Below are 16,094 nucleotides of genomic sequence, written 5' to 3'. Positions count from 1 at the left end.
ATGCCCGAACTCCCCGAAGTCGAGACCACCCGCCGCGGCATCGAGCCACATGTGGTCGGGCGTCCGATCCTCGAAGTGGTCGTTCGGGAACGACGCCTGCGCCATCCGGTATCAGCCGACCTTGAGACCATCGTTGGACGGAGTCCCGCGTCCGTCCGCCGCCGGGCCAAGTATCTCATCGTCGACCTGGATCAGGGCGGAGCCCTGTTGATTCATCTCGGCATGTCCGGCAGCCTGCGCATCACCGACGCAGCCGAAGCCTACCGCAAGCACGATCACATCGCGCTGAACCTGCAGGGTGGCGCCCAACTCCGCTACCACGACCCCCGCCGCTTCGGCATCTTCCTGCACCTCGCATCCGGGGACCCGCTCACCCACGATCTCCTCAGGTCGCTCGGCCCTGAGCCGCTCTCCGACAAATTTACTCCAGACCACCTCCGCGGGCATTGCCGGAATCGCAAGGCCGCCATCAAAACGGTGATCATGGATTCCAAATGTGTGGTCGGTGTCGGAAACATCTATGCGAGCGAAGCCCTGTTCCGCGCCGGCATCCGTCCGGGGATTGCTGCGAAAAGGCTCAGCGGGCCGAAATGCGCCCACCTCGTGGAAACCATCCAAACCGTCCTGCGGGAAAGCATCGATCAAGGCGGCACGACCCTTCGGGACTTCGTGAATTCCGATGGCCAACCCGGCTACTTCCGCCAGCGGCTGTTCGTTTATGGCCGAGATGGAGAGCCCTGCCGGGAATGCGACACGCCGATTCGGCATGCCGTCATGGGACAGCGCTCGACCTTCTGGTGCCCGGTCTGTCAGTCCTGATCCGGTGACTCGGTGGGAGCATTCACCACTTTCGTCTTCGCCCACTCGTCGCCGAGTCGCTTGCCCTTCTCGGGCTTGTTGTCCCGGGTGATGAGAATGATGGCTTCCACCAGACCAAAGAACGGAATGATCAGCCCCACGTTGCGAACGATCGCCGTTTGCCAATCGCCGATCATCTCCGAGCCATCGAGCTTCACCACCTTGGTCTTCATAGCCATCTTGCCGATGCTCTGCCCCTTCAGGAATGGCAGGGAGTCCCGGGTGATCCAGTAGGCCGCCACCAGCACCCACGCGAAGCGCTCGAACATGCCCGGCAGCAACCAAACCACGGAATAGTAGAGGCCAAGCCCGACAAGCGAGTCGATGATCCCACCGAGAAGCCGTGAATTGAGTGGGGCCAGCTCACCCGCTTCTTCCGAATCCTCCGACTCGGGCTCCTTCGTCTGCACCTTCAAAGGTTCCACGGACGCCGGTGGAGGTCCGGAGGGAGCGGACGAAATTGCAGGCTCCTTCGGTGCCGGCCGCGGAGGACTCAGGCTTGGCGGGGGTGGATCCTTCTTCTCGTTTTCCTCAGACATCATCTTTTTCTCTAACCACGGAATTCGCCGCCGTCGAGCATGGAGCACACCACGCTCAATCTTCTCCCCTCAGGTCGGCAAACACATTGTGAGAAAAGTACCGCTCCATCCGATCCGGAAACACGGTCACGACCCGGGCATCCACACCCAAGCGGCGCTTCGTCGCGATCGCCGCCGCATAGTTGAGCCCGGAACTCGGGCCCACCGGAAAGCCCAGCCCCCACAACTCCTTGGTCAAGCGCAGGCAATCCCCCTCATCAATCATCATTTCCTCGAGCACTCCGTCCGCGCACTCACCCTTCCAGTCCTCATACAGCTTCGACAGGCACTCGACCACGCCCGGCACCTCCTTGGAGAAAGCCAGACTGCAGCACTCGGCATTGTGGCCGAAGGCATCGCCCTCACACGGGATCGCCGCCACCGCCAAGGCATCACATCCCGCCTCCGCGAAGGCCTCCCACAAGCCTCGCAGCGTGCCACCCGTACCCACGCCACTGACGACCGCATCCACGCAACCACACTCCATCTGGGAAAGGATCTCCGGCCCCGTGGCCAACCGATGGGCCTCCGCATTGTCCGGGTTCTCGAACTGCCGCGCAGCGAACCAACCATGCTCATCCGCGGCGGAAACGGCCGCATCGAGCACACACTGCATCCCACCGCCGATCCGACGGACCTCGCCGCCGTAAGCTCGAATCATCAATCCGCGCTCCGCCGTCGCCGCCTTGGGGATGAAGGCGACGAATTTCAGCCCCATCTGCGCGCAGGCCAAAGCCAGCGCGATACTGGTCGACCCGCTCGACGCTTCCACCACCGTGTCCCCCTCCTTCAACTCACCCCGACGCCATGCCTTTTCCAGAATGTGGCGGGCAATCCGGTCCTTGGTCGACCCACTCGGATTCATGAACTCCAGCTTGCACCAGATCTCCCCCACCCCCGCATCCAGCGTCACTGGAACCATGGGTGTCGGGGGAACTTGGCGGATGAAGCGGCCAGTAGGACGAAACGCTCGTCGCTCGTAGGTTTGCATGCCCGCAGACCAGCACTCTGCCGCCACCTGCCAAGCCGGAAATCCTCCAATCCCCGGATTCTCAAAGGAAAACCCTGCATTTTCCTTGACTGCAAACCCCGCAAAGCCTACCTCCCCGCCCCCACGAACGCCCACGTACGACATGGCCAACGCACAAGTAATTCTCCGCGAAAAAATCGAAGGTCTCGGCGCCGAGGCCGATGTTGTTAAGGTCCGCGCCGGATACGCGCGGAATTTCCTCGTGCCTCAGGGCAAGGCCTACGAAGCCAGCGAAGAGAACGTCAAGCACATCGAAGACCTCAAGGTTGCTCGCGCTGCCCGCGAAGCTGAAGAGCTTTCCACCGCTCAAGAGCTCGCCACCAAGATCTCCAAACTGCGCCCGAAGTTCACTCTCGAAACCGGCCAGGGCGGCAAGGCTTTCGGTTCCGTGACTTCGATCGACATCCACAAGCAACTCGAGGAAGCCGGCATCGAAATCGATCGCCACGCCATCGAGCTCGACAAGCCGATCAAGCGTTCGGGCAAGAACGAAGTGACCGTTCGTGTGCACCCCGAGGTGGCCACTACGCTCATCGTCAACGTGGAAGCTCACAGCGCCGAAGAAGCGGAGTAATTCGGCCAGCTGATTCATTCTCCAAAGCGGGCGGATCCTCACGGGTCCGCCCGTTTTGCGTTTGTTCACATCCCCATGTGAACAACGCTCGAGTTATCCACAGACTATTCGCGCACTACCAAGATTGACCGCGAAGCGGGAATCCTGACACTCTGCCTCTCGCATCCATGGCCATCGACACCCAGCCTCCAGCCCTCCAAAGCCCCCCGGAATCAGCCGAGTCCGACGACACCAGCCGCTCGATGCCGAGCGCGCAGGGACCGGAAAAAAGCATCCTTTCCTCCATGCTCAAGGACCCGGAGCAATGGATCGGACGCGCGCAGGAAGAAAACCTGACGAAGGACCACTTTTACCTGCCCGGCCACGGCCTGCTCTACGAATTCCTCACCGAGCTGAATACCAAGGGCACCGAGATCGAACTCGTCTCCCTCGTTCAGCTTCTCCACGACCGCGGCATCCTCGATCACGTCGGTGGCCCCGCGGCGATCACCGACATCTACACCTACGCGCCGAACGCCGCCCACTTCATGACTCACCTGAGTCTGGTGAAGGACAAGTACGTCCTGCGTTCCATCATCAGGACCTGCACCGAGTCGATCTCCGAGGCTTACGACAACCCGGAAGACACCGCCGTCCTCCTCGATCGCGTCGAACAGGAGGTGCTCGGCATTCGCCAGGGACGCGAGACCACCAAGGCCTTCGATCTGAAGCACGAGGTCTCCGAGGTCATCAAGCAGTTCCAGCAACTCCTCGCAGGTGAGTTGGAAACCCAGGGAGTCAGCACCGGTTATCAGAAGCTCGACACGATGAGTAAGGGTCTGAAGCCCGGGGAAATGTTTGTCGTCGCCGCCCGTCCATCGATGGGCAAGACCTCCCTGATGATGAACCTCGTCGAGCACATGTGCATCGATCAAGGCGTCCCGACGATGGTTTTCTCGTGTGAAATGACGTCGTTCCAGATCGTTCAGCGTCTCCTCTTCTCGCGTGCACGCTTCCCGATGTCGAAGCTCAGCAAGGGCTTCACCCCGACCAAGGATGAGATCAAGAAGCTCACACGTGCGAGCAAGGAGATCGGAAGTGCCAACATGTGGATCGACGACACCGCCGGCATCCCGATCGACACGCTTCGGGCGAAGGCACGGCGTAAGAAGCGTGAGGAAGGTCTCGGGCTGATCGCGATCGACTACCTGCAGCTCCTGAAATCCAACAGCCGCCAGGCCTCCAATTCCCGCGAACGGGAAATCGGTGAGATTTCCGCCGGCATCAAGGCTCTCGCCAAGGAGCTCGAAGTCCCGATCATCGTCCTCGCGCAGCTCAACCGTGGACCGGAAGGACGCACCGGCAGCTCGCTCGGTGTGCCCCGCATGTCGGACCTGCGGGAATCCGGCACCATCGAGCAGGACGCCGACATGATCGGCCTGCTCTACCGCTCGGCCTACTACGCCGAGACCGAGGAAGAGAAGGCGGAAGAGGCCGGCAAGGCCGAGTTGGTTCTGGCGAAAAACCGAAATGGTGAAACCGGACACATCCCCCTCACTTTCATCGCCGAACTCATGCGTTTCGAGACACGCGCTCACGAGGAAGACTGACATCCACGAGAAAGTTTGATCAAAATGGGCTGCCCGGGTTGCAGCACCACCATCAGGTGTTAGAATCTCTCAGTGCACCGGTTTGGATCATCTTCTTCTCTGCGTCGACTCAAGCTGGCGTCCTTAATTCTGCTGTTGATCGTTCCGGTCTTCATCGCGCTTCTCGGCTTCCTCATTCAAGGTCTGCTCTTCAATGACGAAGAGGCCCTGCGAACCAGCCTCTGGCTTCTTGCCGCCATCCCATGCCTCGGCATCCTGCATACGCTGGTCGGCTTCTCACTCCGCTGTCCGCTCTGCCGTGGCCCGCTGATGCGTCACGCCAGTTGTAGCGTCAGCTCCAAAGCGAGACGTACGCTTGGCAGCCTGCGGCTGCGGGTTGCACTGAGTGCCCTGTTTCGCGGGAACATCCGCTGTCAGTACTGCGGAGAGCCTTGCGATACCACCACGCCACGGCGCTGATGGTGAAGCTCGCGGGACGGGATCATTGAAGCCTCCGGGTCATTTGACATTTGCACTCTTCGCCTGGCGCGTTTCCCTTGGGGCATGTCGTCCTCGCTTGTCCTTCCGGAAGTTTCCGGCGTGATGCTTTTGCCGGAGTGCACCTTGTTCCCCCACGGAGGGCTTCCCTTGCACATCTTCGAACCCCGCTACCGGGAAATGCTGGCCGACAGCCTTGAGACCACCTGCTTCTTCTGTGTCGCCCGCTTGGAAGGAGAAGAGACGGATGACCCGGCGACCTGCACGTCGTCCATCGGCACGGTCGGCCTCGTCCGGGCATCGCGCGAGATGGACGATGGCAGCTCGAATCTCCTGCTCCACGGCGTCATCCGCGTGCGCTTCAACGAGTGGATCAATGACGCCAGCTACCCGAAAGCCCGCATCAGCCCCTTGCCTGCGGTGTTCGAGCCGGAAACCCAATCCGAAGCGGCGATCGAGGCCCTCAAGGAAGCGGCCGAATCGGCTCTCGGTGAATTCTCCACCGAGATTGGCGATGCCTTCTACTCAATGACCGAGTCCATCGACGACCCCGCCATTCTGGCCGATGTCATGGCGCAGCAGTTCATCCAGAACCCGACCGAACGCCACGACCTCCTCGAGATGGAATCCGTCGCGGAACGGATCGCTTGGCTGTGCAGTCACCTTTCAAAATAGAGGTTCACCAGAAACCAGTTCCCGGTCGTTTTCCTGCTTGCCCGGCCCAACAGAAGCGGCAACATCGCCCTCTATCATGAGCGCGGATCCCCAATGGTTTGTCATGCAGGGCGAGGAACAACTCGGCCCCTACTCCGGAGAGCAACTGGTCGAGTATGCCTCCTCAGGCAACATCACCCGCGAGTCCCTCGTTTGGACGGAGGGGATGGCCGAATGGCTCCCTGCCGGACAGGTCGAGGGTGTGTTTCCTGCAGAAGCAGCCCCCGCCCAGGCCGTCGCGGCCCAGCCGGTCCAGGCAGCGCAGCCCGCGCTCGGCGGAGCGGCCCCAGCCTATGGGGTAAATCCTTACGGCTCCCCCGGCATGCACGCCCCCATGGGTGCGGACGATCCTTACCCAAGCCCCGGCGTCAAGGCCTCAAGCTTCGGCCTTTGGATGGGGTTGATCCTCGGCGGCATTGCCCTGATCCTCATCGGGTTCGGGGTGGCATCGGCAGCGGCCTCCTCCGCTGCGAACAGCTCCAGCGAAGCCACCGAATTGACCAATGCCCAGGCAGGTGGCATGGGCATCGGAGCCATTCTTGCGCTCGTGGGCTATGGCCTGACCCTGGCCAGCTTCATCCCCTTCTACATCTGCCTCTACCGCGCCTGGAGCTGTCTCCAACCCGGTGGGCTCGCCCGCTCCACTCCCGGCAAGGCAATCGGCTTCCTCTTCATTCCTTTCTTCAACTACTACTGGCTGTTCATGGCGTTCAATGGCCTCGCCAAGGACTGGAACCAAACCGTCGCCACCTACAGCGACCTCAAGGCGGCCCCAAGGCTCTCCGAAGGGGTTTTCCTGACCTTCTGCATCGGCTGCTTCCTCTTCCCCCTGAGTCTCTTCATGATCTTCCCGGTCATGTCGCAGATGTGTAAGGGCATCAACTACTTCGCCTTCCGCCCGAAACCCGGTCAGCCGGGTGCGCTTGGCGGCGCCGCCACCGGAGGTCTGAACCTCGGCGGCGGTTTCACCATCCGCTGAGGACCGGCGCCGTCCCATCCGCGGGCTCACTTCAAATCCCCGAACACAAAACGGCCATCCCTCAGCGGGGATGGCCGTTTGCTTTGAAACAGGAAATTCGGGGCAATCAGCTACCGATCTCAGTGCGACCTGACATCGATGCGCCTTCTTCCATCGAAAGATTCTTCGTCTTGATGTCGCCCTCGAGGCGGCTCTTCTCCTTCAGTTCGCACTTTTCGGAGGTGATCTTGCCTTCGACCCGACCGAAGACCTTCACTTCACCGGCAGTCACATCGCCCTTCACATGGGCGTTCTCACCGATCGTGACACGACCTTTGTCGGAAATGATCTCACCGTCGATCTTGCCGTCGATGATCATGTCATTCGAGAAACGGATCGATCCGGTGATCTCGATGCCGCTTGCCAAAACATTAGTTGCACTCGCCATGGTGGGAAGAATCCAGCAGAGCCGGAGCCCCTTGGCAATCGGCGATTTCAGCGAGATGGAGAGGAGCTCGATTTTCCGTGCAGAGATCTTGATTTTCGCGTTAGAAAGCACCGCAAATCCACGTTTCCTAAGGCATGCCACGCGTCACCATCACCGTTCCGGACAAGAACTCTCAGCCCTACCGGTTCGCTCTCGACCGGAAATCGGTCTCCCTCGGCCGCGGCAGCGAGAACGACATCGTCGTCGACTGCTCATCCGTCTCCGTCAACCACGCCGTCATGGAGCGAATCAAGGGCGGCTACCAGCTGCGTGACCTCGGCTCCACCAACGGCACCAAATTGGGCGGCAAGGCGCGCGATGAGATCAACCTCACCGACGGCATTTCGGTGAAACTCGGCGACGTTGCCTTCGATTTCACTCTGACCAGCGAAGAGCAGATGGCACTCGCTTCGGAACGTCCCGACGGAGACTCCCCCATCCTCAAAGAGGAAGAGGAGGAGCCAAAACCACGCAAGGATGCTCCCAAGAAGAGCAGTGCCCACGCCCCCTTGAAGTCAGCCAGTCAGCCGAGCCCGGCCGCCAGCTTCTTCATGACCATCCTATTTCTGCTCCTCGCGGCAGGAGCCTTCTTCATCGGTCTCTCGGTCCGCTACAGCAAGGAGAACCCGGGCCGCTCGATGCTCACCGACATCAAGAATCCACCGGTCGTGGATGCCTCTGCCGCCGAAGAACCCGAGGAGGGTCAGGCCGCAGACACGGAAACGGCGGAGTGATCACTCCGCCGTCCGATTGATTTTCTATCCGACTCGGCTCAGCGGCCACCACGGCCGCCGCCTGGGCCGCCCCGCCCACCGCGACCACCACCGTCGTCGCTGAGGATCCGCTCCTTGACCTCATCGCTGAGGACAGTGGAATTCTGGATGTAAGCGGTCGCACCTGCTTCATCCTCTTCCATCCAGCGCCGGGCGGTCATGCCGATTGCGCGATTGCGGTCGCCATCATCGGAAATCGTCTCTGCCAAGGCCAGCGACTGCTGGGGATCGGCATCGCGATTCATCCACAGATACGTGGATGCCGCCGAGTCCCGAGCCTCTCCTGCCGGCTGGCTTTCGACGAAGCTGAGTGCCGAAGCGCTGTCCTGGCCGACCCAGTTCATCATCACGCGACGCATCGCGTCTTCCATTTCACCGGTTTCCTGAGAAACCAACCACGCAGCGGCCTGCGCAGGATCCTGAGCCGCCCAAGCCGACGCCACATCCTCGACCGCGCGGTCGCGTGAACGCCCCGTCTCCATGTCGGTGAGCATTGCAGCCGCGCGCTGTGGGTCGTCCGAAGCCAGCACTTCGATGGCCGAACCGAGAGCGCCCTGCTTGGCGTCGCCACTGAGCGTTGAAATCCAAGCTTCAGCCGCCGAAAAGTCCTGCCGCGCCCACTGCTCGGCGATCTCGCGATAAGCCCGCCCCTGATCTTCGTCACCAAAGCCCGCAGCAAGGGCCGCGGCCCCTTCCGGGTCGCTGAGTGACATTTCGCTCACGACCGAAACCAGCGCCGAGCTCTTGTCACGGCCGTCGAGACCATTGGCCCATTCCAGCGCGGCATTCGGATCGAGCTTCGCCCACTCACGGGCAATCACTTCGGCCCCACCCGTGCCACCCGGGCCACGGCCACGGCCCATCATCGAGAACTCGGACGGATTGTCGGTGAAATACTTGGCCGCATTGACCGGATCCACGCTGGCCCAGCTGCGAAGCACGGTCGGCTTGGCGAACATGCCCCCCATTCCCATCGTCTTCGTGTGCTCCAAAGCGCCGATCGGATCGATTTCCCCCCAGCGGCTGAATAACAGCATCGAAGCAAGAATCCGGTCGCCCATCGGCAGAGCGTCCAACTTGGAGGCTTCCTCCTCCAGCTCAGCCGCGCTCATTCCGGCATAGAGGTCCATCAACGCCTGAATCCGGGCTCCCTGACCGGGCTCCCTCATGGCGTCCTGCAGGCTGCCGGCTCGATCCCGCCTTGGCGCCGCCTCATCCATCGAGGTGCGCCCGTCACGACGGATCTTCACTCCGCCGCCTGCCGCGTTGGCTGATGCCTTCTCGTCCGAATCACCACCGGAATTTCCGATGATGAACCCTCCAGCTCCCCCGATAAGGAGAGCCGCCAATCCGATTGTCATGGTTTGGTTCATAAAAATATCTAGCTGCGCAACACCGGCTGTCGGCAAAAGTTGCGCTAGTTCTCACCATTCTGCAGATCTTCCAGTTCCTCGTCCGGAACCACCTGGATGTCGGGCAGCTCGACGGACTTGTCCCCCTTTCGCTCAATCGTCGCGAAAAAGGCCCCGAGCTTCCGCTTGTCGGGAAGTTGCCCACTGAACCACGCCTCAAGATCTACCGGGCCCTCATCGAGATCCACCCCGAGCGTCACCGAACTCGCCCCCTCCATCACCTGGAGCTGCACCTCCTGCTTGCCGACCCGCACGTGCGCCACCCCCGGACGAAGCTTACCAAGTGTCCTCCGTTCTTCCTCTGAAGCATTCGATGGAACCAGGGACATCCGCACCCGATAGTTCCCCGGCTTCGCTGCCTTCAACTTCCAGTGCCCGCTGACTTCGGGCAACGTATTCCGGGTTTTGGCCACCATCGCATTCTTCAAATACTCGCGCGCCGCCGGCTGATTCCACATCAGCACCTGCCCCCCGGGACTCCCTTCCAACGACGGCCACCAATCGTGAGCCGTCAGCGCGACCTGCGGACAGCGCTCATCACCGATCACGTAGCGCACTGGCTCCCTCAGTGAAGGAAGCACCGAATCCCACCAGCGGCCATAGTCCTCCAGCATCCCCGCAGCGACCTCCTGATGCTCGCCGAAGACATCCGTCGTCTGCGCAGGGTCCTCGGCCATATCGTAGAGCGCCAGGCCCACCAGTCGCCACCGGTCCGAACGGACGGAGAACTTCCGCGCGCGATGCCGTTCAGGCCGGTCGTCGCCATCCCAACGCCCGACGTGGGTGAAAAATGTCCGCCCGCTTGGAAAATCCTGTTCGCCTCGCAGAGCGGCCGACAGATCCACGCCGTCGCCACTCCAGCCATCGGGAAGGTCCACACCGGACAGGCCCGCGAGCGTCGGGAGCAGGTCGATGTGCGCCGCCAGTTCCCCGACGACCCGACCCGCTTCGATGGTCTCGGGCCAGCGAATGAAACACGGCACCCTGACCCCACCCTCATGAGGAGTCGCCTTTCCCCCTTTCATCCCGGCAGCGAATGCCGGCATGGCGGATCCATTGTCGGTGAGAAACACGACGATCGTCTCCTTCTCAACCCCAAGCTCCTTCACCTTCCCGAGCAATGAGCCGACATTCTCGTCGATGTTCTCGATCATCGCATAGAAGGAGGCGAGAGGGTCCTTGAGCCCGGCCTCCTCGAAAGCTTCGGCCGTTCCCTCCGGAGCGATGTAGGGGCCATGAGGCGCATTGGTCGCCAGCCACAGGAAGAACGGCTTCTCCTCCTTCACCTGATTCTCCATCCATCGTCCGGCCTCACTGAAAAACACATCCGTGCAGTAGCCCTCGGTTTCCACCCATCCGGACTTCTTCCGGATCATCGGGTCGACGTACCCGTTCCCCCACGCATCTGCGAGCTGACCGATCCCGCCCGCGCCATGGACGAATACCTCCTCGAAGCCGCGGTCCTCGGGTCGACACGGAAACGCATCGCCCAAATGCCACTTGCCGAAAATCCCGGTCGAGTAGCCGGCTTCACGCATGATCTCGGGCAGCGTCGGTACCCCCGGACGCAGCAAGCTGCGGCCGAGAATCGTATGGCTCACCCCGACGGCGAATTCATGCTTCCCGGTAAGCAGGGCCGCCCGGCTGGGAGCACAGGTCGGACTCACGAAAAAGCGATCCAGGGAAGTCGACTCATCACGCAGAGCATCCAGGTAGGGCGTCTTCAGATGCGGGTTCCCATGGCTCGACAGGTCACCGTATCCCTGATCATCGGTCACCACCACGATGATGTTCGGCGAAGCCCCCGCACCGGCGCTCAGAGCCAGACACACCATTGCCACTTTCCACGTCGTGCGAAGCATGCAAAAAAGCTACCACAAGCATGTCCACCGACCACAAGCCATTCCGCGTCCTCTTCGTCTGCATGGGAAACATCTGCCGTTCACCCGCCGGAGAGATCGTATTCCGCCACCTCGTGGATGAAGCCGGTCTGGGCGACCGCATCCAGATCGATTCCGCCGGGACCATCGGCTACCACGCCGGCAACCCGCCGGATCCACGCATGAGCGAGACGCTGCGCAACCGCGGCTATACCATCAGCGGCAGATCACGGCAGATCACCCCCACCGACCTGACGGACTTCGACCTCATCCTCGTCGCCGACGAGGACAACCTCCGCGACGTCAGAAGCCTCGCTTCACCCGGCCAGTCCCTCGACCATGTCCAACTCGTGACCGACTACTGTTCCGACCACGATGCCAACCACGTCCCCGACCCCTACTACGGGGGGCCTAGTGGTTTTGAAAAGGTCGCGGATCTGGTGGAAGACGCGTGCGGGGGAGCACTCGTATCCATCAAGAGCCGAATCGCGGAATGACTCCCGAAGAGCCCACATACTACCCGTCCCCCTTCCACCATCTCCGTCCGGAGCTGTGGAAGAAGACCAAGGTCATGCATATCGTCCTGATGACCTGCGGCACGCTCCTGATGATCCCCGTGGTCTACACCATGATTGGCGCCGCGATCTATCTCTTCAGCTTCGGGAGCAGCATCAGACCATTCCTCAGCGACATCATGCCCGGCCTCATCTCCCTGATGCTGAGCTGCTGCTCGGGCGGACTGGCATGGGCAGCTCTCGGACTCCTGTTCTTCAAACGTGCCGACGCCCGCTGGCAGAGGATCTGCTGGGCGATCGTCTCAGGGTTCGGTTGCATCACCACGCCCTGCGCCATCGGGTGGTGGCTCTACGTCAGCGAGCAGATCCCCACCGCCAAGGCGGACCCGGACATCATCTGGCTCCACCTCATCTTCCTTTTCATCACAGCGGTCGCCCTGCAATCCGCCGTGTACGGATGGATCCATTCACGCAGGGCCGGAATCACCCTGCGCACGCCACCCGAGGTCCCCCACCCAACCGGCGTTTAGCCCTTGCTCGATGGCAGGCTTGCGGCGGCCACCGCCTGCCCGTGACGCTTCGTCTTCTCATCCGGCACGACCAACCGGATCGAGAGCTCCGGAAACTCGTCCGCCAGAACCCGCTCGGCTTCCTCGATGATCACGTTGCCGCCTTCCCCAGAGGTCACGCGTCCCAGGATCAACAAGCTCCCGACTTCGTAGAAATCCGCGTAGTGGGCGATCGCGTAGCCAAAGCAAGTTCCGATCGTCTGATAGATCTTCCTTGCCCGATCGTCGCCCGCCTTCATCGCCTCCTGCACTTCGACCAGTTGCTTCGGAAACGGCATGTCGCCGAAATCAAACCCAGCCAGCGGGGCGAGGCGCGCCACGCCCTGCTGTGAAAAGAACTGCACGCCGCAGCCTTCATCGGTGCTCCACTCATCGAGGGGGCCATCGTCACGGTAGTCCACCGGTGCGAACGCAAGTTCATTGAGCCATGGCCGGATGTGACCGTCCGGATCGACGTAGCCCGCAGCCTCACTGGTGCCCATCGCCACCCCCAACACGGAATTCTCCTCAAGCGACATCGATCCGGCGAGTGCCGTCACTTCGCCATCGTTCACCACCTCGAACGGCACCCCATCCCAACGTTCCTTCAAGGTTCCGAAGATCCCCCGGATGTGGCCTTCGAAATCCTCCTCACTCACCCCACGGAACAAGGAGGCCGCGCGGACTTCATTGTTCACATAGACCCCTGCCGAACTGCCGCCGATGGCATCGACTCGTGGCAGGTGCGCAGCGGCCCGTTTGAGCGAATCGTGAACCCCGTCGATGTGATACTGCGGATCGCTCTGGAAATACGGATCCCAGACAACCTCCTCGGAAAAGACGACCTCGCCATCGATCACGGCAGCACACTTCCGATCAGATCCACCCAGATCGAAACCGATCCGGCATCCATCCAGGTGACGCCCCAATGGCATCACCGAGTCATTCGCCTCGGGCAAATCCGCAGCATCCACCGCGGAAATGGAGATTGGCTCGCCAAAAATCTTCGTGCCGATGAAATCCCAGTCAAACTCCCTCGCTCCACCCTTCGCATACTGAGCCTTCAACTGCTCCACCACTTCGGGCGCACCTGCGATTTTGACCCGACTTCCGCCTTTCTGCCAAAGCAGGAATTTCAAGGTCCGCTCGACGTACTTCAGGGTCGCCTCGGAATGCTCCGGCAGATCCGGAAGCAGCACGGAACTCCACCGGAAAGCAGTGCCATCCGGACGCTCGAGGGCGAGGTCCATCGTGCGAGAGTCCGACGTTTCCTCGGCCAGCGACCGGTAGGCCCGGTTCCAGACGACCGCAGGGAGAAAACCCGGGTCGAGAATGGGCTGATGTTTCAGGGAGACACGATCCAGTGGGTTTGCAGAAGTGATGCTCATTGGGTGGCAATATTTATCCCTTTCCTTACGCATAGGAGAGGAATCCGGAAATGCTGAAACGCGCAGAGGTGCAGGTTTTTCGCGAAGATGAAAAACTGAAGGGAGAAACGACGTTTCCTATTGCAACCAAGTCTCAATTGCCCGACCTTCTCCACGTCATGCCGCAAGTCACCGCGCACGAACTCGAAAACGATAGCCTCCAGAGCCTCGCGCAGGCCACGGTGGGCTGCGATTTTCACATTCGTTTCTTGGAAGGCCCCGCGTGTGACCAACTGCGAAAGCTCGGATTCTGCGAAACCATGCAGGTCCGCAAATTGGCCAATGGCCGCAACATGATTTGTACCGTGTGCGGCACCCGAATGGCCCTGAGCCGCAAGCTTGCGGATCAGGTCATGGTCGCTCCGGTTCCCGCCTGATTCCCTCCTGCCATGGAAGAAGACACCGAGACGGTCGTCCTTGCGGGCAACCCAAACGTAGGAAAAACGACCTTGTTCAATGCCCTCACGGGCTCATCCGCCAAGGTCGGCAACTACGCCGGGGCCACGGTCGAACTCAAGGAAGGCTTCACCCGCACGCCCCACGGCCGGAAACTCAAGATCATCGACCTGCCCGGTTGCCTCTCCCTCGAAGGAGCCGCACCCGATCAGCAACTCGCCCGTCGCGCGCTTCTCGGCGAGGTGAAGGACCTCGGCAAGCCTGACCTCGCCCTGTGCGTGCTCGATGCCTCGAACCTCGAGCGCCATCTGGTCCTCGCCCTGGAAATTATCGAGACCGGGCTTCCTGTCGTCCTCGTCCTCAACATGATCGATGTCGCCGAAGCCTCCGGCCTGCGACTCGATCCACAGAAACTTTCCGAAGAACTCAAGGTCCCCGTCGTTGCCATCCAGGCGGACAAACAGAAGGGCCTGCTCGAACTCAAACAGGCGATCCGTCACCCGCTCCCTCCGGCCGCGGAAGCCCCATGGGCCGATGGCGAAAGCCCCACCGAGGCCCGCCAGCAGATGGCACTCAGCCTCTGTGCCTTGGCTGCCCGTCGTCCCGACGCCCACCAGAGCACCCGCTCCGACAAGCTTGATGCCGTCCTGCTCCATCCCGTCTGGGGATGGGTCTGCTTCATCAGCGTCATGTTCGCGGTGTTCTGGTCGATCTTCTCCTTCGCCGAAGTCCCCATGGGATGGGTGGAATCCCTTCAAGGATGGCTTGGCGGTTTGGTCGAGAACTCGATGGCCGACGGCGACCTGCGCAGCCTCATCGTCGACGGCATCATCGGGGGTGTCGGCTCGGTTGTGATCTTCCTGCCGCAGATCCTGATGCTGTTCTTCTTCATCGGTTTGCTTGAGAGCTCCGGCTACATGGCCCGCGCCGCCTTCCTGATGGACGGACTGATGTCGAAGGTCGGGCTCAGCGGCAAGGCCTTCCTCCCTCTTCTCAGTTCCTATGCCTGTGCCATCCCCGGCATCATGGCGACCCGATCGATCGACTCGGCAAAAGAACGCCTGGTCACCATTTTCGTGGCACCGTGGATGAGCTGCACCGCACGCCTCCCCGTCTATTTCCTTCTCATCCCGATGCTGCTCGATGGCAGCGAGGGCGGCTGGGTGCAGGCTTCCATCCTCCTGGGCATCTACGTCTTTGGAACAGCTACGGCGTTTCTCGTAGCCCGGATCCTTCGCGGCAGACTCGGCCCCGATGACGTCGAGCAGCACTTCATGCTCGAACTCCCCCCCTACCGGGCACCGCAGTGGCCCTACGTCTTCCGCCACCTGTTCGGACGGGGATGGGCCTTCCTGCGGAAAGCGGGAACCGTCATCCTTGGCATCGTCATTCTTCTCTGGGCAGCCCAGACCTACCCGAAGACCGACAGCGAGGACCCTGCGGAACAACTGGCCCACTCGGCCATGGGTCGGATCAGCGCAGTCATCGAACCCGTGGTCAAACCCCTCGGTTTCGATGGACGCACCGGCACGGCGGTCCTGACCTCATTCGCCGCCCGCGAAGTCTTCAACGCCTCGATGTTCCAGCTCTTCCACGTCGAAGAGGATCCGGACGACGAGGAAGGCAGCCGGGCCGCCCTGCGCCAGCAGCTTGCCAGCGAGACCTGGGAAGATGGCACCCGGATGTTCCGGCCTCTGTCGGTCATTTCCCTCCTGCTTTTCTACATTTACGCACTCCAGTGCCTGCCGACCTCCGCCGTGGTGGCACGGGAGGCCGGCTCATGGAAATGGGCGGTCGGTCAATTCGCCTTCATGACCGTGTTTGCCGCCGGCGCGTCTCTGGTCGTGTATCAGGTGGGCTCACTCCTCGGATTCTGAC

Annotated in this window: 17 protein-coding genes; 11 read left to right on the top strand and 6 right to left on the bottom strand. The window is 61.5% G+C overall.

What is annotated here, in order from left to right; translation table 11 throughout:
• On the top strand, positions 1-819 hold the full coding sequence (gene mutM, locus JIN81_RS02750; protein ID WP_200276087.1) for a bifunctional DNA-formamidopyrimidine glycosylase/DNA-(apurinic or apyrimidinic site) lyase: 819 nt from the start codon (positions 1-3) through the stop codon (positions 817-819).
• Here mutM and JIN81_RS02745 read toward each other — a convergent pair.
• On the bottom strand, positions 810-1,283 hold the full coding sequence (locus JIN81_RS02745) for an RDD family protein (protein WP_200276085.1): 474 nt from the start codon (positions 1,281-1,283) through the stop codon (positions 810-812). The genes mutM and JIN81_RS02745 overlap by 10 nt on opposite strands.
• Positions 1,284-1,452: 169 nt before the next feature.
• Positions 1,453-2,427 carry a PLP-dependent cysteine synthase family protein gene (locus tag JIN81_RS02740; protein ID WP_325100831.1) on the bottom strand — a complete coding sequence of 325 codons (975 nt, stop codon included), beginning with the start codon at positions 2,425-2,427 and terminating at the stop codon, positions 1,453-1,455.
• 142 nt (positions 2,428-2,569) lie between these two features.
• Between JIN81_RS02740 and rplI the strand changes: the two genes are divergently transcribed.
• The 5 genes from rplI to JIN81_RS02715 all read left to right on the top strand — a co-directional run bounded on the left by rplI (position 2,570) and on the right by JIN81_RS02715 (position 6,799).
• Complete coding sequence (gene rplI / locus JIN81_RS02735; protein ID WP_200276081.1) at positions 2,570-3,040, top strand: 50S ribosomal protein L9; 471 nt, start codon at positions 2,570-2,572, stop codon at positions 3,038-3,040.
• 167 nt (positions 3,041-3,207) lie between these two features.
• Positions 3,208-4,629 (top strand): replicative DNA helicase, encoded by a 1,422-nt coding sequence (gene dnaB, locus JIN81_RS02730; RefSeq protein WP_200276079.1) that lies wholly within the window; start codon positions 3,208-3,210, stop codon positions 4,627-4,629.
• Positions 4,630-4,764: 135 nt separating this feature from the next.
• A complete protein-coding gene (locus tag JIN81_RS02725) occupies positions 4,765-5,088 on the top strand; it encodes a hypothetical protein (protein WP_234044422.1) in 324 nt (107 codons plus the stop codon).
• Positions 5,089-5,172: 84 nt separating this feature from the next.
• Positions 5,173-5,781 (top strand): LON peptidase substrate-binding domain-containing protein, encoded by a 609-nt coding sequence (locus tag JIN81_RS02720; RefSeq protein ID WP_200276075.1) that lies wholly within the window; start codon positions 5,173-5,175, stop codon positions 5,779-5,781.
• 76 nt (positions 5,782-5,857) lie between these two features.
• Positions 5,858-6,799, top strand: a complete 942-nt coding sequence (locus tag JIN81_RS02715) for a DUF4339 domain-containing protein (protein WP_200276073.1) — start codon at positions 5,858-5,860, stop codon at positions 6,797-6,799.
• A 106-nt stretch (positions 6,800-6,905) separates the two neighbouring features.
• Here the strand turns inward: JIN81_RS02715 and JIN81_RS02710 are convergent, their stop codons facing one another.
• Positions 6,906-7,226 (bottom strand): bactofilin family protein, encoded by a 321-nt coding sequence (locus JIN81_RS02710; RefSeq protein WP_200276071.1) that lies wholly within the window; start codon positions 7,224-7,226, stop codon positions 6,906-6,908.
• 134 nt (positions 7,227-7,360) lie between these two features.
• Here JIN81_RS02710 and JIN81_RS02705 point away from each other — a divergent pair, with 134 nt between their 5' ends.
• Complete coding sequence (locus tag JIN81_RS02705; protein ID WP_200276062.1) at positions 7,361-7,999, top strand: FHA domain-containing protein; 639 nt, start codon at positions 7,361-7,363, stop codon at positions 7,997-7,999.
• A gap of 38 nt (positions 8,000-8,037) precedes the next feature.
• Here the strand turns inward: JIN81_RS02705 and JIN81_RS02700 are convergent, their stop codons facing one another.
• Entirely contained in the window at positions 8,038-9,399 is a 1,362-nt protein-coding gene (locus tag JIN81_RS02700; protein WP_200276060.1) for a hypothetical protein, read from the bottom strand.
• Between the two features lie 56 nt (positions 9,400-9,455).
• Complete coding sequence (locus JIN81_RS02695) at positions 9,456-11,312, bottom strand: arylsulfatase (RefSeq protein WP_200276058.1); 1,857 nt, start codon at positions 11,310-11,312, stop codon at positions 9,456-9,458.
• 20 nt (positions 11,313-11,332) lie between these two features.
• Here JIN81_RS02695 and JIN81_RS02690 point away from each other — a divergent pair, with 20 nt between their 5' ends.
• Both JIN81_RS02690 and JIN81_RS02685 read left to right on the top strand, forming a co-directional pair.
• On the top strand, positions 11,333-11,827 hold the full coding sequence (locus tag JIN81_RS02690; protein ID WP_200276056.1) for a low molecular weight protein-tyrosine-phosphatase: 495 nt from the start codon (positions 11,333-11,335) through the stop codon (positions 11,825-11,827).
• Positions 11,824-12,375 carry a hypothetical protein gene (locus JIN81_RS02685; protein WP_200276054.1) on the top strand — a complete coding sequence of 184 codons (552 nt, stop codon included), beginning with the start codon at positions 11,824-11,826 and terminating at the stop codon, positions 12,373-12,375. The genes JIN81_RS02690 and JIN81_RS02685 overlap by 4 nt, the downstream gene beginning before the upstream one ends.
• Here the strand turns inward: JIN81_RS02685 and JIN81_RS02680 are convergent.
• Complete coding sequence (locus tag JIN81_RS02680) at positions 12,372-13,781, bottom strand: ROK family protein (RefSeq protein ID WP_200276052.1); 1,410 nt, start codon at positions 13,779-13,781, stop codon at positions 12,372-12,374. The two genes, JIN81_RS02685 and JIN81_RS02680, sit on opposite strands and share 4 nt — an antisense overlap.
• Positions 13,782-13,831: 50 nt before the next feature.
• Between JIN81_RS02680 and JIN81_RS02675 the strand changes: the two genes are divergently transcribed.
• A complete protein-coding gene (locus JIN81_RS02675; protein WP_200276050.1) occupies positions 13,832-14,197 on the top strand; it encodes a FeoA domain-containing protein in 366 nt (121 codons plus the stop codon).
• A gap of 12 nt (positions 14,198-14,209) precedes the next feature.
• Positions 14,210-16,093, top strand: a complete 1,884-nt coding sequence (gene feoB / locus JIN81_RS02670) for a ferrous iron transporter B (protein ID WP_200276048.1) — start codon at positions 14,210-14,212, stop codon at positions 16,091-16,093.
• The last annotated feature ends 1 nt before the right edge of the window (position 16,094 follow it).

The sequence above is a fragment of the Haloferula rosea genome (genome assembly GCF_016595525.1).
GTDB classification, from domain to species: domain Bacteria; phylum Verrucomicrobiota; class Verrucomicrobiia; order Verrucomicrobiales; family Akkermansiaceae; genus Haloferula; species Haloferula rosea.
This window is presented reverse-complemented; position numbering and strand designations above follow the sequence as displayed.